At 57.8% G+C, this 19,347-nt stretch carries 14 protein-coding genes and 4 pseudogenes; 2 read left to right on the forward strand and 16 right to left on the reverse strand.

Translation table 11 applies throughout. The features are described 5' to 3' along the window. Positions 1-617: 617 nt before the first annotated feature. The 15 genes and pseudogenes from J5274_RS22995 to J5274_RS23060 form a co-directional block, all read right to left on the reverse strand. Positions 618-1,339 (reverse strand): annotated as a pseudogene (locus tag J5274_RS22995) (alpha/beta fold hydrolase). Between the two features lie 373 nt (positions 1,340-1,712). Then, the gene (locus tag J5274_RS23000; protein WP_219275248.1) at positions 1,713-2,327 is read right to left on the reverse strand and encodes an O-methyltransferase; all 615 of its coding nucleotides are present in this window, start codon (positions 2,325-2,327) and stop codon (positions 1,713-1,715) included. Positions 2,328-2,384: 57 nt separating this feature from the next. Further along, the gene (locus tag J5274_RS23005) at positions 2,385-2,822 is read right to left on the reverse strand and encodes a TetR/AcrR family transcriptional regulator C-terminal domain-containing protein (RefSeq protein ID WP_307877646.1); all 438 of its coding nucleotides are present in this window, start codon (positions 2,820-2,822) and stop codon (positions 2,385-2,387) included. Next, positions 2,820-2,918: pseudogene (locus tag J5274_RS29010) on the reverse strand (TetR family transcriptional regulator); the annotation flags it as partial. The pseudogene J5274_RS29010 and the gene J5274_RS23005, both read right to left, overlap by 3 nt. Before the next feature lie 454 nt (positions 2,919-3,372). Next, complete coding sequence (locus J5274_RS23010; protein WP_219275250.1) at positions 3,373-4,461, reverse strand: DUF917 domain-containing protein; 1,089 nt, start codon at positions 4,459-4,461, stop codon at positions 3,373-3,375. 11 nt (positions 4,462-4,472) lie between these two features. Then, positions 4,473-5,576 carry a DUF917 domain-containing protein gene (locus tag J5274_RS23015; RefSeq protein ID WP_219275251.1) on the reverse strand — a complete coding sequence of 368 codons (1,104 nt, stop codon included), beginning with the start codon at positions 5,574-5,576 and terminating at the stop codon, positions 4,473-4,475. Next, positions 5,566-7,113, reverse strand: a complete 1,548-nt coding sequence (locus J5274_RS23020; protein ID WP_219275252.1) for a hydantoinase/oxoprolinase family protein — start codon at positions 7,111-7,113, stop codon at positions 5,566-5,568. The genes J5274_RS23015 and J5274_RS23020 overlap by 11 nt, the downstream gene beginning before the upstream one ends. After that, positions 7,094-8,002, reverse strand: a complete 909-nt coding sequence (locus tag J5274_RS23025; protein ID WP_219275253.1) for an ATP-binding cassette domain-containing protein — start codon at positions 8,000-8,002, stop codon at positions 7,094-7,096. Before J5274_RS23025 ends, J5274_RS23020 begins: the two co-directional genes overlap by 20 nt. Beyond that, entirely contained in the window at positions 7,999-8,841 is an 843-nt protein-coding gene (locus tag J5274_RS23030; protein ID WP_219275254.1) for an ABC transporter ATP-binding protein, read from the reverse strand. Before J5274_RS23030 ends, J5274_RS23025 begins: the two co-directional genes overlap by 4 nt. Beyond that, positions 8,838-9,728, reverse strand: coding sequence for an ABC transporter permease (locus tag J5274_RS23035; RefSeq protein ID WP_219275255.1), 891 nt, complete (start codon positions 9,726-9,728; stop codon positions 8,838-8,840). Before J5274_RS23035 ends, J5274_RS23030 begins: the two co-directional genes overlap by 4 nt. Next, positions 9,728-10,732, reverse strand: a complete 1,005-nt coding sequence (locus J5274_RS23040; RefSeq protein ID WP_224129383.1) for an ABC transporter permease — start codon at positions 10,730-10,732, stop codon at positions 9,728-9,730. Before J5274_RS23040 ends, J5274_RS23035 begins: the two co-directional genes overlap by 1 nt. A 121-nt stretch (positions 10,733-10,853) precedes the next feature. After that, the gene (locus J5274_RS23045; protein ID WP_219275257.1) at positions 10,854-12,413 is read right to left on the reverse strand and encodes an ABC transporter substrate-binding protein; all 1,560 of its coding nucleotides are present in this window, start codon (positions 12,411-12,413) and stop codon (positions 10,854-10,856) included. 312 nt (positions 12,414-12,725) lie between these two features. Continuing rightward, the gene (locus J5274_RS23050) at positions 12,726-15,071 is read right to left on the reverse strand and encodes a LuxR C-terminal-related transcriptional regulator (RefSeq protein ID WP_219275258.1); all 2,346 of its coding nucleotides are present in this window, start codon (positions 15,069-15,071) and stop codon (positions 12,726-12,728) included. Between the two features lie 581 nt (positions 15,072-15,652). Further along, a pseudogene (locus J5274_RS29015) lies at positions 15,653-15,942 on the reverse strand (IS21 family transposase); the annotation flags it as partial. Positions 15,943-16,301: 359 nt separating this feature from the next. After that, a pseudogene (locus tag J5274_RS23060) lies at positions 16,302-17,042 on the reverse strand (IS110 family transposase); the annotation flags it as partial. Between the two features lie 75 nt (positions 17,043-17,117). On the opposite strand from J5274_RS23060, the gene J5274_RS23065 reads away from it, so the two are divergent. Next, positions 17,118-17,357: a DUF4113 domain-containing protein gene (locus J5274_RS23065; protein WP_219275690.1), complete on the forward strand. Its 240-nt coding sequence runs from the start codon at positions 17,118-17,120 to the stop codon at positions 17,355-17,357. On the opposite strand, the gene J5274_RS23070 is transcribed toward J5274_RS23065, so the two are convergent. Then, positions 17,251-18,189, reverse strand: coding sequence for a hypothetical protein (locus tag J5274_RS23070; RefSeq protein WP_219275260.1), 939 nt, complete (start codon positions 18,187-18,189; stop codon positions 17,251-17,253). The two genes, J5274_RS23065 and J5274_RS23070, sit on opposite strands and share 107 nt — an antisense overlap. A 480-nt stretch (positions 18,190-18,669) precedes the next feature. Here J5274_RS23070 and J5274_RS23075 point away from each other — a divergent pair, with 480 nt between their 5' ends. After that, positions 18,670-19,215, forward strand: coding sequence for a sorbitol dehydrogenase family protein (locus J5274_RS23075; RefSeq protein WP_142832259.1), 546 nt, complete (start codon positions 18,670-18,672; stop codon positions 19,213-19,215). The last annotated feature ends 132 nt before the right edge of the window (positions 19,216-19,347 follow it).

Below are 19,347 nucleotides of genomic sequence, written 5' to 3' on the forward strand. Positions count from 1 at the left end.
TGGTTGGCGCAACCTTAAGCATGCTGTTGAGTGCCGGCGTTAAATCTGGGGTGCGTTCCGCGAAAGGGCTTGCCGGCCGATCGAATGCGACGGTAGCTGCAGCGGTTCAAGGTCTGGAAGCGCATCTCTGTCGTTCATGCGCTATCGTATTTTTATAAACCGTATTCACAAGCAATGGGCCATGTCGCGGTTCGCAACGTCTGTAGGCACGATTGAATATAGGCGATGTAGGCGAAGGCGCCGGAGCCAACCGATATAAAGGTAGACGCAAATACGCCGTGGTGGATATCGTAGCAAATCCTTGACTCACGGATACTGGGTGGCCGGCAAGTTCATCTTCTACTTGTCCTCTCAAAGAAATTTACAGATCAGCCGGACGTTGAAGCGGCAAAAATGCTGGCGAAATAGATAACGGGTCTGTTGATGCAACGTAGAGCGATTTGCCGAGACATGCCAGATTGGCAGCCAGTTCTCCCGTGAATGTTCGATCGCATGTGGCTTCAAAATCACCACATGTTCCGGCAAATCGTAGTCCTCGCTTGAGTGACTGATCGGCCCTTTCGACAGGCAAACAAACCGCTGTCAATCATTCGCATACCACAAAGGCGGGGAAGCCGCTATTTCGTCCGATAGCCCGCCGCTTCCAAAATGAGGTTTGCGACACTCTGGGCATGTGACAGCATTGAGACATGGCTGGAGGCTAATTCAACCGTTGTTGCGCCCATACGCTTAGCAAGAAACCGTTCGAGGTCTGGCGAACTCGTCTTATCATTTTGAGAAACGGCATACCAACTAGGCTTACTGTGCCAAGCAGCCTTTGTCGTCTTAACCGTATAAAGAGAATCCGAAGCTGGTCCCTGTACTGCGTAAAGAGCTCTTGCCTGCAAAACGGGTAAATCACCGACGAAGTCTTCTATAAACGCTTTTTCACTCAACTGCGCGAACCCACCTTCATGGATCGTACCCTGGCTCGCTGGAGTGGCCGGAAAAGTCTTACCTAATGCAGCGAAGTCCTCGCCAGCTTCCGGTGCTCTAGCAGCGATATAGACAAGCGCGCTGACCTTCGGATCATCCCCAGTTTCGCTGATAACAGCCCCGCCATAGGAATGTCCAACGAGTACCGTAGGGCCATCCTGTTGTGCTAGAATGCGATCAGTTGCGTCCACGTCGTCCTTGAACGAGGTGAGGGGGTTCTGCACCGCAGTAACGTGCAGGCCTGCTTTCTGTAAAGCGGGATCACCTCGGACCAGCTTGAGCCGTCGGCATAGAGTCCATGCACAAGAACGACGTTGTGAGCCTTGATAGGAGCCTTTGTTTCGGCCATGGCCGGGACCGCCATGAGCGCGACAAAGGCTGTCGAAGCGACGAAGCGGTTTATTTTGATCCAAGATTTCAATGAACTGATCCTTATAGTCACATGGAGTGGGATACTCCAATAATGGTATTCGGAGCGCACCTGCTGTTCGTTACTCCGTCACGCGAACGTGATAATATCCGTAACCCGCATATCAAATCTCGAGACAGGCATAAGCACTGGTCGTACCGGCGAGAAAACGCCAGCAGAGGACCCTGGATGCCCGGCAAACGATCACTAACCAGCAAGCAGGATTGTACATGGGATTGACCAAAACGCATCGCAACGAGACGGCAGCAGCCATGGCTGGCTTCAGCGCCAGCACCGCGTCACGACTTGCTAAAAAGCGTCATGTGCCTCACGGGTCGTAGCGACTGACTTCGAGGCCGCTGCCGACCGGCAGCATCACGCTACTGATGCCCGGCATGGCACGGATGCGGGCTGCATATTCCTTCATATTGCCGTCGCCACCGCGCACCATATTGTCGGCGACAATGATCGCGCCGCGATTGAGCTTTGGATAGAACACTTCCAGGCAGGGCACATAAAGATCCTTCCAAAGATCCAGCAGTATGAAATCGATCCCGTCAGGCAGCTGCGAAATCATCTCGATGGCATCGCCGACTTTGAAGTCGATGAAGCTATCAAGTCCTGCCCTTTCGGCCATCTTGCGCGCATAGTCGGTCTTGTATGCGTGCAGTTCCATGGTGATAAGCCGGCCGCCGGAAGCCCTCGCTGCTTCTGCGAGCCAGATGCCGGAATAACCAAAGGACGTGCCGATTTCGAGAATGGTCGGTGCCTTGATGCTTTTCGCAAGGACGTTCAGCAGTTGACCGGTTGCAGGCCCGACAGCGCGCATGCGCTGGTCCAGCCCACCATCGCGCCCGCCCGGAGGCATTTCGCGCGGCTCGTTCTGCTGTTTGCGGATCACTTCGTGATAGTGGTCGAGGGCAGCCCGGACTTTATCATCCATATCTTTTTCTCCATAAATATCGGTACCACAAGCAGCGCCGCAGCACTTCGAACATCTTCATGCTCGCCTCACTCCATTCAGGAAAATTTCCAATCGCTTTTTGATATGCAGTTTTCGAAGCTCCCGGTCCGCCGCCGCTTTCAGGCGCCGGCGTGGCAACAATGCACCAAAAACGATGTCCATCAGCATTCCCGAACAGACTGCTGGATCCTCGATTGTCAAACGGCCGGCTTCGTTCTGGGACCTTAGCCACTCGATCAGATCCTCGCGGGCGCAGATGATGCCGTTGTCGTACAGGTAATCGCAAAACTCGGGGAATTGCAACGATTCACGCATGATCAGGTGCAGCAGCGCCTCTCGACGAAGCTCTGCGGCTTCATCGATATCGAGCCGGAATAGTCGCATCAGGGTGTCGAGCAGGGGCAACTGCTCTCGGGAGGTTCTTGGCAGGTCAAGAAAGATCGCGCCCTCGTTCCGAATGACCTCCGCAAACATTGCCGTCTTGTCGGTGAAGACTTCATAGATCGATCGCTTCGAGACCTTTGCTTTGGCCGCAATCACCTGTGTCGTCGTTCGGGCGAAGCCGAGTTCAACGAAAGCTTCCTGAGAACTTGAGCAGCATCACGTGCATCAAATATTATGCGCTCTTTTGAGATTTGAGCACTGGGTAGGAGAACAACAGGCACGTTCCATTCGGAATTTTCCATGCCCATACAAATAATCCAAGCGAATATTGTTCCTTCGCCACCTAAAGAAGTGTTCGATACCAGTTATAAGGATCGGTTGGAATTCTAAGCTTTGGTGGTGATCTAGTTCGTAACCGCCGCTGCCGACTCTTTACGAGATCGGGGTTGACGGTCCTGATCCATTCAAGGCGACCGACGGCAACGGTGATCAAGCTTAGATCATTGCCGCCCGCACAAGGTTCCGCAGTTCAAGTCTCATCAATAACATCTCTCAGCGTGCTTTTCGCCCACAATGCTAGACGACAGCGAGCTGTGAGCGCGCCTTAAACAGGGTGACGACGTTATCAAACATCTGAATCTTACATTAAGGAAAACGTGTAAGGGGTATAGTCTGCGTTGTAGCCAAAATACCGCGGTCCAACGAGGGCAATACCCGCTGGCGTCTGCCACTGCGGATTGCACGGAAATGCCAGAGCCACCAGCCGCAGCCCGTATCGCAACGAATCGGCGGTGACAGGATTGCCGCTTTCGGCCTCCAGCAGCGTGATGAGGTCAGGCGTGGTGCAGATCATCGTGCCGTCCCGCTCGGCCATCAGGAACTCGTTCTGGAAATCCAGCTTGAAACTATGCCCCTTCCAGTCATCCAGTCCGTCGAACCGGGCGCTGCCTCGGGCAAATCCACCGACGGTCCGACGATCGATGTCCCTGACGCGACCGGTGAAGACGACGCTAGCGCCGAGCATCTTGGTGATGGCGCCCACGGGATCGCCATGGGCTGCCCGCGTTTCACGCAGCGTTCGCCCGAGATTGGCGCAGAGAGACAGCGTGCCGCGCACGACCGCCTTTTTCGCCACGTCGCCGCTCATCGGATAGAAGGCAAGCAAGGCCGAGCCACCCATCTCCACGGTTGCAGCGCGTGCCAATCGCTCTGTCCAGCCGTTGCTCACCGTTTCGAGAACGAGCGAGTTGCCCTTGTCGTCGCAAAGCACCATCGGCGTTGCGGACACGCCGTGCAACGTGAACGTCACCATCTGCAGCTCCGGATAGGCGCGGCCCATGCCGTCTCCATCGACCAGTGGAAGACCGGTCGCTGCGGCAACGACGAAGGGCATCGTCGAATTCACCCCGCCTGCTTCGCCGCAAAGAACTGCGTCGATCTTGCGCCCGAGCAGCTTCTCCAGCTTTCGGAACGCCAAGACCAGTTCGTCACCCTGTGGCAACTTTTCCGTCATGACTGTCGGTGCGCCCATCATGCAGACGGGAACGACGAGCGCATCGTCGGGCAGTTCCTCCACATCCACCAGCTTGACCGGCCCGTGCTTGCGGATCGCCTGTTGCGCCATCAGCTTGCCGACATAGGGGTCGCCGCCGCCGCCGGTTCCGAGGATAGCGCCGCCGATCGCGATGTCTTCGAGATCTTCGGCGTGGATCGTTCTGAGGATCTTCATTGGCATAGCCTTTATTCTGCAGCCTGATGCACGGTCAGCGGTTCGAAGGTCAATTCCGGAAAGCCAAACGCCTTCGGCCCGACGATCTCTAAGGCACGCGGCGTTTTCAGGAGGGCGTGGGCCGGAAGCCCGATCACCGCAACACGCTGGCCGTAGCGCAGCATTTCCGTGGTGATCGGCTCACCGGTGTCGATTTCGAGGTTCATGATGAGATCCGGCACCATGACGACGGGCGTCTCGTCGATCCAGAGCACCAGGTTCTCGTTCTGGATCGCGATGCGGGCCTGCGCACCGGTCCAGTCTCCCGTGCCGGCGATGATGGCATGACCGCGCGCAAAACCGCCGGTCAGCTCACGCCTGATGTCGATGATCTTTCCGGTGAAGAACAGCCTGGCACCGGTGGCCTCGACAACGCGCTCCACGACGTTCTGCCGTTTCGCGCGGGCATCGAGCACGGTCCGGCCAATCTCGAGCGCCTGCGAGACGGTGCGCGGGACGGCTGTGCGCTTGACGAAATCGCCGCGCATCGGCGCCACCGCAAAGCCGGCGCCGGCACCCATCGCCACCGCCACATCGCGCGCGAAACGCTCCAGCCAGAACATGTCGACGATATCCTTGAAGACGACGACATTGCCTTTTTCATCGGCGATGGCGGCAGGCGATACATCGGCGCCATAGATCATGTAGGTCGTCATCTGCACTTCCGGGAAGGCGCGGCCCATACCATCGCCATCGACGACCGGCAGGCCTGCCATTGCGGCGGCAATGATCGGCTCGATGGAGTTCGCTCCGCCGATCTCGGCCGAGATGACGGCAGACACCCTAACGCCGGCCGTCTCTTCGACCGCACGCATGGCGCGGTAGCACTCTCCGCCTTCCTCGATCTTCTCGACGCCGACGACAGGCGCGCCTATGCCGCCGACCTCGGCAATCCAGGCGTCGTCTTCCAGCGCTTCAAGCGGAATGACGCGGACCTGAGCCCCTTTGCGGAACAGCTCCCTGGCGCGCAGCATGCCGACATAGGGATTGCCGCCGCCTCCGGTGCCGAGCAGTGCTGCGCCGATCGACAGGGGCAGGAGATCTTCTTCTTTCAGCAGGTAGCCTTCAGCGGGCATTGAGCTCTCCCACGGCCTTGACGCGGATACGCGTGGCATTGCCGGGCAGATAGGCGAGCGGCACGTCCTCGACATCGACAATCTCGATCGACTCGCGCGAGGCGCCGGCCGCGACAGCCGCATCGATGGCGCGGCTCTTGGCATCCTCGAGCGACTTCTCGCGTCCGAGCTCGGCCAGCGCATAGACCCGGTCGACTTCGCCCGACACCTGGGCAATCGCAGCGCCGACGGCGTTGGCCACGCCGAAATGAGACGGCTTGATGACTTCGAGCCCTGCAAGCGAGCGGGTGACCAGGATGGAGCCGCCGCCGACGACGATGACGGGCAAGGGATCCGGCGACAGGCGCGACCGCTCGACGCAGTCCTCCAGCATCTCATGGATCTTCGCCTCGGCGCGCTCCAGCAGGTCCTTCGACAGGTGCGAGACCTTGGAGGCATCACCAAGGTCTGCATGACCGGCAGCGACCGAGATATCAGTCGTGGTCATTGTCCGGCCGCCGAAGACCAGAGCTTCCGTCTTGATGCGGTAGCCGACCGAAACCGGGCCGATCTTCAGCCCCTGATCCGTGTCTACCACATGCGAACCGCCGCCAAGTCCAATCGAGAACACGTCCGGCATACGGAAGTTGGTGCGCACACCGCCGACCTCGACTGCGACCGTCGCCTGGCGGGGAAAGCCCTTGTGCAACGAGCCGACATCGGAGGTCGTGCCGCCGATGTCGACCACGATCGCATCGCTCACACCGGACAGGAACGCGGCGCCCCGCATGGAATTGGTCGGGCCGGAGGCGAAGGTGAGGACCGGAAATTTCTCGGCAAAAGACGCATCCATCAGCGTTCCGTCATTCTGCGTCAGGAAGAATTTGCCCTTGATGCCGGTCTCGACGATCGCCTTGCGAAAGGCATCGATGACATGGGCGGACAGATCGCGCAGGCACGCGTTCATGATCGCCGCATTTTCGCGCTCGAGAAGTCCGATGCGGCCGATATCGCTCGACATCGTGATATGAACACCGGGGATGGCCTTCTCGAACAGGGCCGCCGCACGCTTTTCGAAATCGGCACTGACCGGCGAGAAGACCGAGGTGATGGCAATCGTGTTGATGCCCTTCGCCTTGATGTCCTCGGCAATCTTCAGAAGCTCGTCTTCATCGAGCGGCGAGATCACGCGGCCGTCGAACTCGTTGCCGCCATGGGCGAGATAGGCGTGATTGCCGATCGATTGCTTGAGATCTTCCGGCCAGTCTACCATCGGCGGCAGCGAGGCCGTCGCCGGCAGGCCGAGGCGAACGGCAGCCGTCTGCGCCAGGTCACGACGCTGGACGACGGCGTTGGTGAAGTGCGTCGTGCCGATCATGACGAAATCGACGGCTGATGCTTCCATGTCGGAGGCGGCGAGAACATCGCGCAGCGCATTGACGACGCCGCTCATGACATCCGCCGTGGTTGCGGACTTCACGCCGGCAACGACCTCCGGCCCATTCATGATGACGGCGTCCGTGTTGGTGCCCCCAACGTCAATACCAATTCTTATCATCAGTCCTAACCTCGTTCTTGACTTGCTGCTGACCGGCCTGCCGCAGCGCGAGCAGTTTCTCGGCTGTTGGAATTTCTCCGTCGATCAATGGAATTTTCGGACGCATCGCTTCTTCCTCCTTCGAGATGACGGGAACGGAGGCGAGAAGAAGCCGGGTGTAATCGTGGGTCGGATGCTCGAAAACGGCAGCAGCCGCTCCCGTTTCGACGATCTGGCCGCGATAGAGCACGCCGACGCTGCGGGCGAAGTTGCGCATCAGGCTGAGATCGTGGGAAATGAAGAGATAGGTGAGCTCCATTCGACGACCGAGATCGGCCAGCAGATCGATAACGCGGGCCTGGACCGAGACATCGAGCGCCGAGGTCGGCTCATCGAGAACCAGAAGCTTCGGCTCGACCGCCAAGGCCCGGGCGATCGCAACGCGCTGCTTCTGACCTCCGGAAACCTCATGCGGATAACGCTCGGCGAAATCCGCCTGCAACTGGACCATCTCCAGCAGGTCCGAAACGCGCTGGCGCCTGTTGCCGGCATATCCGTGCGCATCGAGCGGAACGGCAATCGACTGGCCGACGGTACGGCGCGGATTGAGCGATGAACCCGGATTCTGGAAAACCATCTGAACATCCCTGACGTGACGACGCGACCGTTTCGTCAGGCTTTCGCCATCGATGAGAATCTCTCCGCCGTCGGGCGTTTCGAGGCCCATGATCATCCGGGCGATTGTCGATTTTCCGGATCCGCTCTCGCCGGCAAGGCCGTAGACTTGGCCCTTTTCGATCGCAAACGAGACACCGTCCACAGCCTTCATCTCTCCGGTCTTGCGGCCGAAAGCATTGCGGATGGGAAAGGATTTGCGAAGGTCGACGATTTCCAGCATCGGCGCACTCATGGTGTTACCTCCCCGCCGAAGCGCATGCAGCCGGTCAGCCGCGGCACTGCTTCGATCAGGCTCTGCGTGTAGGGGTCGCGCGGCGCCTCGAAGAGGCCGGCGGTTTCGCCATGCTCGACGATGATGCCCTTGTTCATCACGTAGACATAGTTCGACGTCTCTCTCACTACCCCGAGATTGTGGGTGATCATGAGCAGTGCCAGTCCGCGCTCCTCGACAAGATCCTTCAGCAGCTTGAGGATCTGCGCCTGCGTTGTCACATCGAGCGCAGTCCCGGGCTCGTCGGCAATCAGCAGCTGTGGTTCGCTCAGGAGCGCCATGGCGATTAGCACACGCTGACGCATGCCGCCCGACAACATGATGGGATAGGCGCGCGAGATCCGCTCGGGATCGCGCATGCGGACCAGTTCGAGAACCTCGTGGACGCGCGCAGTGCGGTCCTTCCGCGACCGTGCGCGACCGAGGCGCTTGTCCGCATATTTCAGGATGGTACCCATCTGGTCGCCGATCGTGAATACCGGATTGAGCGAACTCATCGGGTCCTGGAACACCATCGACATGGCCGTGCCCCGCAGCCGCAGGCGCTCGCTGTCGGGCATGGTAAGCAGATCGGCCCCGTCATAGTAGATCGCGCCGCTGACGATACGGGCTGGCGGCTGACGCAGCAGCCCCATGATGGCCTTCATCGTCACGGTCTTGCCGGACCCACTCTCGCCGACAAGGGCGACCTGCGAGCGTGCCGGCACATCCAGGCTGACATTGTGCAGCACCTGGCTGGTGCGGCCGTAGGTCGAGAAAGACACCGAGAGATCCTTGACGCGGAGAAGGGGGAAGCTCATCGGACCTCCTGCACATCGAACAGATCGCGCAGACCGTCACCGAGAAGGTTGAAGCCGAGGGCGACAAAGAGGATGGCGCTGCCGGGCAGAACCGACTCCCACCAATAATCGGGCAGGAAGGCGGCGCCTTGGGCGACCATGGTGCCGAGATCGGGCGTCGGCGGCTGGATACCGAGGCCGAGGAAAGAGAGCGACGCTCCGACCAGGATCACGAAGCCGCAATCGAGCGAGGTCTTGACCGCCATCGCGGAAACGCAGTTCGGCAGGATCTCGCGGAAGAGAATGTGGAACTTGCTCGCCCCAAGCGTCTCTGCAGCCTCGATGAACTCCTGGCTGCGGATCTGCTTGGTGATCGAGTAGATCAGCCTGGTATGCCAGGTCCACCACAGGGCCGAGATCGCCAGCAGAGAATTGACCAGGCTCGGCGACAGCACCGCAGCGACGGCAAGCGCCATGACCAGCGGCGGAATGGCCAGCGCGATATCGGTCAGGCGCATGATGATCGCCTCCACCCAGCCACCGAAATAACCGGCGAGCATGCCGAGCACGGTGCCGACGGGAACGGCGGTGCCGAGAACGACGAGCGCCAGCAGCAGCGAGATGCGCATGCCGAAGACGACGCGCGTGAAGATGTCGCGACCGACATTGTCCGTCCCAAACCAGTAATCGGTCGATGGCGGCAGGTGACGGGCTCGAAAGTTTACCGTTGCACCCACATGTTCGGGATGCGGGGTGATCCAGGGTGCCAGTAGTGCCCCAAGCACGCAGACGATGACGATCACGGCGCCCATGACAGCTGTCGGGTTGCGAGAGAAACGATACCAATTCTGGTAGGCGTTGGAGAGGCGCGCGGGCTGACCGCGCGTTTCTAGGGATGCATCGGACATCAGCGTCTCCCCCTGATGCGGATGCGCGGGTCGACGATGCCGACCAGGACATCGATGACGAGATTGACGACGACAAAGAAAACGCCGGAGACGATGACCACGCCCATGACGGCATTGAGGTCCTTTTGCATGATCGTGCGCACGCCATAGGCCGCCATCCCCGGCCAGGCGAACACCAGCTCGACGACGAAGGCATTGCCGATGAGGGATGCGAATTCGAGGCCGGAGATGGTCAGCGGCGGCACGAAGCTCGGGCGCAGCATGTATTTGAAGACGCGGACACGCTCAGGAATACCGAATGCGCGGCTCGCCTCGATATAGTCTTGGCTCGCGACATCGATCATCGAGGATCGCGTGATCCGGGCGATCTGACCCATGGTTGCCGCAGCGAGCGCAAGAGACGGCAGCAGGAGATAGCGGAATGCTTCTCCGAACACGTCTGGGCGACCGCGCAGCAGCGAGTCGATCGAAATGAGGCCCGTGATATCGGCCTTGAAAACAAGATCCGGCGGCAGCCGACCGGTCGTCGGTAGGATGTGCAGAATATAGCCGGCAAGGATCTGGAGAAGGATCGCAAGGAAGAAACTCGGCGTCACGGCCGCAAAGATGGCAATCAGGCGAACAAGGTTGTCCGGCCAGCGATCTTTCCATCGGGCAGCAGCAACGCCGAGCGGGACGCCGAGGGCAAAGGCGATGGTGATCGTCGTCAGGACGAGTTCGAAGGTCGCGGCAAACGTCTCGCTGATGTCCCTCGCAACGGGGCGCTTCGTCAGCAGCGAGAGACCGAGATCGCCCCGCGCCAATCCGAGGGCATAAATCCCGTACTGCTCGATCAACGGCTTGTTGAAACCCATGGTTTCCCGCAGCTGCTCGACCTGCTCCGTGCTGGCGCGGGGACCGAGCGCAAGGCGCACGGGATCGCCGGGCATGCCGCGGGCGATCGTGAAGATCACCACGGAGAGCCCAAACAGGACCAGCAGCGACCAAAGCACGCGCCTGATCATGAAGAGGAGGAATTCCAATGTTTCGGCCTTGTCTCACATGAGAGAAGAAGTAAGGGCGGCCCGAAGGCCGTCCTGTTTCAAGCGGTCCAGAGGGGCAACTGCTCGAAAGACACGCCCACTGCTACTTGCAGGTCCAGCTGTAGCGCGTGAACTTGTAGTCGAAGGATTGCATCGGCACGGCGTGAAAGCCTTCCAGGCACTTGTCCATGGCGTGCTGGACGGTCTGCGTCTGGAGGAAGACATCCGGCTGCAGGTCGACGATTTTGTGCTGCAGTTCCTTGTAGATATCGGCCTGCTGCTTGGCGTCGGTGGTTTCCCGCGCTTTGTCGATCAGGGCGTCGATGGCAGGATCCTGCAGCCATTCGGCAGACGCCCAGGTGCCGGCCGCCTTCGAATGATACTGCGTAAAGAACATAGAGTCGGGCGACGGATAGGTCGGGCCGAAGAAGATCTGGTTCACGGCGGGCGTGGTGTCCACCTTCGTCGAGATCTCGGTAATGCGGTTCCATGGATCGGCTTGCTGCGTCACCTTGAAGCCGAGCTGTTCGAGATTGGACTGCATCAGGAGGCTGATTTCTTCCTCGAACTTCGTGCCTGCGACATAGCCGAGCGTGATCGGGATTTGTTGGCCGGCATATTTCGACTGCGCGATTTCGGCCTTCGCCGCTTCCAGATCGAACTTCGGTGCCGGAAGGTCGCTGGCATAGAAGTCGGCAAAACCTGCCGGCAGCGGGCCGTTCAACGGGCCGCCGGGTACGATGACGTTGCGAACCGTATCGTAATCGGTGGCAAGGGCGAGTGCCTTGCGGATGTGGATATCGTCCGTCGGCGCCACTTTCGTGTTGAGCTTCAGGTAGAAGCCGATCGTCGTATCTTCGCTGACAATGTTGAAGCGGCCCATCTCCTTCAGCGCCTTGTAGGTCTCCGGCGATTGATATTGGCTGCTCATGGTCAATTCGCCAGACGCGGCGAGCGAGCGCACCGTTGCTTCGTCATTGGTAATGATCCAGCGGACCTCGTCGATCGGGCCGGGGCCGAAACCCTTGTAGTATTTCGGATCGCGCTCGATGGTCATCGACGCGCCGCGGTCCCATTTGGTGAGCGTGTAGGGACCGGCGCCGGCCGTCTTGGTGGCGAGATACGTCTGCCCGTCATCGCTGCCGGCATTGGCCTTGACGACATCGGCGTTGACGATGAACACGGCCGGAACGGTGCTGAGGAAAGGCGCGAATGCCTTGGCCAGACTGAACTTGACCGTATGCGCATCGACGGCGGTCACCGATTCGGGCTTCAGCACGCCCGCAAAGAGGTTGGAGGGCCCCTGATTTATCTTCAGCAGCCGCTCGAAGGAATAGACGACATCGGATGCCTTGACCGGCGAGCCGTCGGTGAAGTGTGCATCGGCGCGCAGCTTGAAGACCACCTCTTTGGCATCCGGTGAAATTGTCCAGCTTTGGGCGAGTTCAGGCTGCAGTTTGCCCTTGGAGTCGATGGTGATCAGACCATCGTAAAGGTTCACGGCCGCCATGTAGTCGGTGTAGTCGGAGATTTTTGCAGGATCGATGGTGCCGAAGATCTGCACGGTGTTCATGGTAACGACAGTCTTCGCCGCAGCGGTGCCGGCGATACCGGCAATGAGCGCGGCGAGCGCGGTTGAAGCAATCAGTCTGGACTTGCTCATGGTATCTCCCGGTTCAAGGTTCCCTGCGCGGCCTTGGGGCCGCTTTATTCATTGAGGTTTGTTCCGGCATCTTGCCGTGCCTGTGGAATGGACCATCTAAAATCACTTTCGGGACGTGGGTCATGGACGGCGATCAGGTCGCCGGCCGCGCCAATCACGCTCGCCAGGTCTCCCCTGCCATGCTGCCCGGGAAGGCCCGCGAGAAAGATTGCATAGGGAAAATTGCCTGCCAATAAGCGCAAGGTCTAGGTTTTTGAATAAATGGTATAGGTTTTTTATCGAGGCGACGGCGTCGGCCTCATCTTTGCGCCGCTACTTCACGATACCCAGCGCACGCGCAGAACCGATGGCTTCCTGGCGGTTGCGACAGCCAAGCTTGCGATAGACATTTCCCAGGTGAAACTTCACAGTCGCTTCGCTCAAGCCCAGCGAGTGCGCAACATATTTGTTGGCCGCGCCTTCGGAGATCATCATCAGGATCTTGCTCTCCCGCCGGGACAAGTCATTGCGCTTGCCCGAACCGGTCGAGAGCCGCCCGCTGTCCTTCAGCTTTCGGATGATCTGTTTCGTTGCGAGCGATGTGGACAGAAATGCGCCGATGCGCTCGTTTCCAATCAATTCGTCCAGCATCACTCGCTCTTCGGACAAAGGCGCAATCGCACCGAGCCGCGCGCAATCCTCGAATGTTTTTTGAAGGAGGGCACGAGCACGGGTCAGATTTCGCTGACGCTTTGCAATATAGGCAAGCCAGATCTCCACGCCGATCCGCTGGCGATCGGTAAGGCTGAGATTGCGCATGATCCCGGCAATGAGATCGTCCAAGCCCTTGCGTCCGGGCTGCTCGTAGACCACTTGGCGCATCCAGGCTAAGGCCAAGGCGATGTCATCCCGGTTACCGATCTGCGCGAGCGTATGATCCGAGGATCCGAGCACCCAGTTCCGATCGATACGCGAGTCAATCGCACTCAACCGCTCGGCAGCCTCCTGCCAACGATTGGCGTTCTGTAGAATGGTCGCCTCGCGGATTTCGATCATGATCTGAAATTGCCGGTTCGACACCTGGTAGACACGCCAGCGATCAAGAAAGCTGCGCGCCGCGATCGTCGAGAAATGGTCGCCGAGCGCCTGGCTTCCGTAGTGCAAGGCAAGCTCAAGCAGGCTCGGCCAGATTTCGCCATGTGAGAAATCGTCGATTTCCAGGCTTAGAAACCTCGCCAGCGGCTCGGCACGGCCGGTCTCGTAGTCGACGCAGGCTTCGAGCAGCGCCTGCAAGCGCGCATCGCTCGGGCTTTCGAATGGAATATCAACAAGGCACTTGGCCGAAAGCGCCGTATATTTGCGCGCAGCCAGCACATCGCCCGTCAGGAGGCGGATCAGCGCCCTGTGCAGACTGATATAAAAGCAGAGCATTGGCGATTTGGCGCATTCGTAGTGGTACATGGCACGCTGCGCAACATCTTCTGCCTCCGCAAAGCGCCGGTTGCGGATATAGAATTCAAGAACCGAGTTGTAGAAACTGCCGCGAAAGAGATGCTCATCGAGCGGAAACTCGGCCACGAGCGCAAAACAACGCTGCAGCAATTCTTCGGAAAAGAAATAGTCCTCATAGATCAGCATCAACAGACGGAATGCGCGAAACTCTCTTGAGAAAACCGACCGCGGAGAAAACACTGCTTCCGGATCGTTGGCGAGATCGCCGAACCGGTCGGAAAGCAAGTGCCGTGCTCTGGACACATCGCCCGTCTTCAGCGCTTGCAATGCCATCGACAAGACGAGGGTCTCTGTCTGTAGCGCAAAACTACGTGGAAAGCCGTCGAGTACCCTCGCGAAGGCAGCGGGACCATGGAAATAGAGGAAAAAATCTCCATGTTCGTCGTTGAAAACACGCAGCGCGCTGTCGAAGAAACCAGCGCGTTGGAACATCAAGATTGCCTCCACGGGGCAGCCTCGTCTTTCAAATGCCTCCGCAATGGCTTTGGATTCAGCCGGAACGTGGAGGCGTTCGTTGATTGCCATTTCAAGCGCCTCGTCCAACTCGTCAACTATGGCAGGCGTATTGAGGCAGCCGCCGTTTTCGAACGGGAGCAATGAATCTTGCTCGCTTAGCCGGATCCCACGTCCCTGCAACAGCAACTGCATATCGACGAGAGCAGCAGCCGGCATTGGTCGCAACATGTCCGTTACAAGGAAGGAGATCAGCGCGTCACCGCTTAAATGAGCATTGAACGCGACCAAGGGCCAACCGCCTATGCGCTCTTGCACTTCGGTCAAGCCTCCGAAAGCGGCAATCAGTTCCTCATTTGACACCAGCAAGATCTTCGGATCGGCGACATAGGCTTTGCCATAGGCGATTGCGCGGGAGAGACCGGGCAATACGACTTCAGCCCTTTTGGCAATAAAGATTCGAGCGGCGCCCGATACGAAAATTTCGGGAAGCTCAGCCGGTTCAAGGTAAGGCGGGATATCCCAAATGATAACATCACCCGGCCCAGCGGCTACAGGCGCGTCTCCGATATGCACATTAACGCCGAGCTCCGCTGCGATTTGGCCGAGAATGACCGATTTCCCCATCCCAGCTGGCGCTGACAAGACTACCACCGGTTCTTGTCGATCCAACAGTTTTATGAGAATTGCGGATCGGAGGAAGAGATCGTTCATAGACTAACCACGTCGAAATGTTGCTACTGACTGGGGCGAAGAAACGCGGTTGTCACTACGGTCTACTATGCCATCAGAAGTGCGATAGTCAGCGTAGAGGCTGCCTCAAATGAGGTGGTTGTCTTAGCAGGTTTTGGTTCTTTCGGATTTGCAAGGATTCGATGGGCATCTCTGTGAACTGAGCCAAAATTACCTTCTGCAATATGCCCGACGAACGGCAAGCTGTGCAAGAAATATGACGGAGCGAGAATGGGGGCTAATCAAGCCTTTTATGCTGCACCCCGGCGTCTGGATCGTCCCCGAAGCATAGGCAATGCTTCCCATGCTTCTCTCCCAAAGTTCTTATTTGATACTGCCGAAGATCAGGTGGACCGCTTGGCGCCCTCGCTAAAGGTTTTTCGAATACCGACCATGTAATGCTGTTGAGCTTCTCCAGCGGATCGCCGACGGCACTCAGCCGTTCGCAACGATCATCCAAATCCCAAAAGCCCGGTTGCCCACGCCTCATCCGCTTCCAGCAAATCACACTGGCCGGATTGAGAATCATGAAACGCGGAAAATGGGGAGGTTTTTGGAGTTGTCCGATTGTACGAGCCTTCGTAACCAAGGCTCATCAGTTCGCCGTACAACTGATTCAGGGTCCGCTCTGTTTGCGGTTCTTTTTGGACTCCGCCTTCAGCCAAGCTGACAACCGATCAGCAAACGGGTCCAGCTTTCTCGGCGGCTCGGGAACCTGAAGCAACGGCTCTAGGCCGTTCAATCGCAGGTATTTGCGAATAGTGTCCCGGGATAAGCCCGTCCTGCGGCAAAGCTCCGGGATCGATAGATGGTCTCGAAAATGCCAGTGTCGGATCACGCTCAATAATGCCATGTCGATCACTCCATAGCCCTCGCTGTAAACACGAGGGAAGGTTCAAACATAGGTCACTTCTCGATGGAAATATCCTGTGCCGCCGGGTCACTTCTCATGTTTGGATGCCCCTTTCGATGCAAGGACTTTTCTACCGCTAGAGCGACTGATCGGGGTGCGCACATGTTTCAGACCTCATATTGCGGCCGTGACATGCCGCGGGCCGGTATGGTGATACGCGGACTGGACTCCAAATCAGTGGAACGAGCTAGAAGCTCCCTGAGAAGTACTGGTTTGCCCAATCCCGATCTGTTCGATCATTTGCCCATGCGGTTTATGTCCTCCTCACATCGCCGTCTCTCCGAATTGAGGAGTCTCCGTTAGCAGACCGCCCCAGCCGGATCTCTATAATCTTCGTTGCGTGCAAGCATGGCCCAGATCATGCGTGCCATTTTGTTTGCCATAGCAATCGCCACCAGCATGCGCGGCTTTCGCGCCAGCATGTTTGAGAGCCACGAACCCGGTCTGCCGCCACCGCGTCCTTTCCAATGTACTACGGACATAGCGCCGATGATCAACAGCCGCCGGATGTCTCGCTGCCCCATCTTAGAGGTGTGACCGAGCTTCTGCTTACCTCCGCTCGAGTGCTGCCGCGGAACAATACCGAGCCAAGCAGCAAAATCGCGACCAGACCGGAATTCCTGCATCGAGGGTGCAAAGGCTGTGATTGCCATCGCGCATACCGGCCCGATACCTGGCATTTTTTGTAATCTACGAACGACATCGCTTTTACGTGCTTCAGCGGCAATATGACGGTCGATCTCGTCGATTTCGCTATGTAACTGCTCTATCTTGCTTAGATAAAGCCGGGCCATGCTCTGCACCAGCTCGGGGAGATTAGCCGACGTGATCAGGGCTGTGAGGCGATCGACTTTATCGAGACCCCTACCAACTATAATTCCATGCTCAGCCAGATGCCCACGCAGTGCGTTGACCATCTGCGTACGCTGACCAACGAGCAGGTCGCGCGTCCGGAAAACCATGGCCCGCGCCTGCTGCTCAGACGTCTTTACAGCAACGGTTCTCATTGTCGGGCGCATCGCAGCTTCTGCGACAGCCTTGAGGATCCTATCTGCGTTGTGCGGCTCGTGTTTGTGAGACATGAGTTGGTGTATATCGTATAGCTCTGAAAACACATCGACGATGCTTTCGTTTGCAAGCGCAGGCTCGCGTCCGAGGGCCTCAAGCGATCCTTCGAGACCAAGGCGCAGATGCGTTCGCCCAGGTACACGACCCGGCTTACCGATCTTCCGGTCGTTCGCGCACAGTTTAGTCGTCGTCAAAAAGCTCGGGTTCGCCCATCGCTTCGGCAAGTCGGCGCAACTCTTCACGTCTCTCCGCAGTCGACAGAGCTATCTCTGAATCTGATTCTGTGAATCTCGTAGTGAGGAAGGGCAGGATGGCTGGATGCAACCATTGTTCGATCGGAGGATGTAGGTTCTGCCTGTTAAGATGCCAAAGACGTACTCTCTCAAGTGGAGTGAAGAGGTCGTCAATTTGTGTGGGATCAGTGTTCATCAACCTCTTGGTCTGGTCCGCCGACAAAAGGCGCATCATCGCGGATAGCATCCAAAGAATATCGACATTGTTCGCCAGCATGAACCTCCGGAGAAAAGACATTACTCCATTAGCTGTCAATCCTGCCCGCGCGAGTGGTGCGGGATATTTTTTATTAGTATTGTATACCCCCTCGATCATTGTTCCAATTGCATTGCCTATGCTTTGCGTTGCGCCGTGGAAGCGCTCCTCTGGGTAATACTTCATGTAAATCGACGAAATGTGTGTTCCGAATGTAACAAGTGCCATCATGACCTTGGCACCGTAGAAATCAGCCCAGTATTCAAGCGCTTGGTTGTCGGCGGGATCTGGAGTTTCCTCGAGGTGCCGATGAACAAGGTGCGCAATCTCATGACCGATGATTAGTAGGTGTAGATGAAGGCGGTCGGGGCCAACAATTACCTCGCTGGCCATATCTGGCGTGATTACAATGCGTGCGTTAGCGCCAGTGCCACGGATGCACGCGCTGTGAGCAGGCTCCACAACGATTTTGACCAGTACGTTACCGTCAGGGTGAAAAAAGCTCTCGAAATCAGCAGCCGCTAGACGAGCTAGCTTCTCACCAGTCAGCACTTCCTGGGGATCCAACGTTTTTTCGTCTACTTCCATTTCACCCCGCCAGATAGTTTTTGTTCCAAGCGTGTAAGCCATCAGCAATCACCGTCAGTTCCATAAATTACGGTTACGCTTTAGGCGTTTCGTTTTACTTACGTTTTTAATTTCTGTACGCGTCGGTAGTTCGCATCTCTTCAAGCGCAAAAAGAGCAGGGATTCCGTGAAGTGCTCCGGTCTCATGCGGAGTTGGAGTTCGCCGTTGCGGCAAGCAGGCACGGCGAACGGTAGGTGCTGGCCGCTCATGAGCGACTTCACCTCGTGGTTCGCCGGCAGCACGTTCTTCTTGGGGATGGCAGAAGTCCGCCACAGACAGGGTATGGATCTCATCAGCCTCAGCGTTGCGGGCCGGATTGCGAACGCTCTCCAATAAGTGAACCGCATTATGCAAACGTCCTTGACAACCCGCGGCAAACCCGGCCAATTTGACGTGTGGTATCAATGTTACTTGGCAGTCAACCTCCAAAAGAGATCAAGTCCTTTGCCCTGCAGCGAATGGCTGAATGAGGCGGATAGATAATGACTTACACATCTCACGATGACTGTCCCGAGGAATTCAGGCTTACCCGTCGGAAGTTGATGGTGGGTGGCGTTCTATTCGCCGGAGGCGTGTTGCTGCCCCCGGAGGTTTTGGCTCAATCTTTAGATGTGAGCACGCCGGATTTTTCGCCAAAATTCATGGAGGTGTCGTCTCTTCTGATCGACCATCGTTTGGATCCTGAGGTCGGTGGACGCATGGCTGCGGCCATGCTGCGTATAAATTCAGAGATTGCGCAGGATATTGGGGCGATTATTGACATCGCAAAGAAAAAGAATGCCAAGATCGTTGAGGATTTCTTCGCGGATATCCCGGATGGACGCCTCAAGAATAGCGCCTTGGCCATCATTTCGGCCTGGTATACGGGCGTAGTGGAAAATTCAGCTAACGCGGAGGTCTTTGCCTTCGAGACGGCGCTTATGTACCAGCCGACCCATGACGTCATGACAATCCCGACCTACGCTATATCCGGTCCGAATGGATGGAATGCGGAGGCCCCGCCGCTCGGCGACATGCCGACATTCTAACAAAAGCCGCCACTTGCATGAGACCGCCGCTGGCGGCTTTTACGTAAGTCGAGCAAGAAGCCCTCTCGAGGACAGAGCCCTTTGACAGGGTTAGGCGGGGTTGACGTACCTACTCGGATCCTTGGATAGTTG

The organism is Rhizobium sp. L51/94 (assembly GCF_019355555.1).
GTDB lineage: Bacteria > Pseudomonadota > Alphaproteobacteria > Rhizobiales > Rhizobiaceae > Rhizobium > Rhizobium rhododendri.

Coding starts and splice junctions, on each gene's coding strand:
- J5274_RS23000 (WP_219275248.1), bottom strand. CDS start 2,327: ATGGATGATAAAGTCCGGGCTGCCCTCGACCACTATCACGAAGTGATC.
- J5274_RS23005 (WP_307877646.1), bottom strand. CDS start 2,822: ATGTTTGCGGAGGTCATTCGGAACGAGGGCGCGATCTTTCTTGACCTG.
- J5274_RS23010 (WP_219275250.1), bottom strand. CDS start 4,461: ATGAAGATCCTCAGAACGATCCACGCCGAAGATCTCGAAGACATCGCG.
- J5274_RS23015 (WP_219275251.1), bottom strand. CDS start 5,576: ATGCCCGCTGAAGGCTACCTGCTGAAAGAAGAAGATCTCCTGCCCCTG.
- J5274_RS23020 (WP_219275252.1), bottom strand. CDS start 7,113: ATGATAAGAATTGGTATTGACGTTGGGGGCACCAACACGGACGCCGTC.
- J5274_RS23025 (WP_219275253.1), bottom strand. CDS start 8,002: ATGAGTGCGCCGATGCTGGAAATCGTCGACCTTCGCAAATCCTTTCCC.
- J5274_RS23030 (WP_219275254.1), bottom strand. CDS start 8,841: ATGAGCTTCCCCCTTCTCCGCGTCAAGGATCTCTCGGTGTCTTTCTCG.
- J5274_RS23035 (WP_219275255.1), bottom strand. CDS start 9,728: ATGTCCGATGCATCCCTAGAAACGCGCGGTCAGCCCGCGCGCCTCTCC.
- J5274_RS23040 (WP_224129383.1), bottom strand. CDS start 10,732: ATGATCAGGCGCGTGCTTTGGTCGCTGCTGGTCCTGTTTGGGCTCTCC.
- J5274_RS23045 (WP_219275257.1), bottom strand. CDS start 12,413: ATGAGCAAGTCCAGACTGATTGCTTCAACCGCGCTCGCCGCGCTCATT.
- J5274_RS23050 (WP_219275258.1), bottom strand. CDS start 15,071: ATGAACGATCTCTTCCTCCGATCCGCAATTCTCATAAAACTGTTGGAT.
- J5274_RS23070 (WP_219275260.1), bottom strand. CDS start 18,189: ATGGCTTACACGCTTGGAACAAAAACTATCTGGCGGGGTGAAATGGAA.
- J5274_RS23075 (WP_142832259.1), top strand. CDS start 18,670: ATGACTTACACATCTCACGATGACTGTCCCGAGGAATTCAGGCTTACC.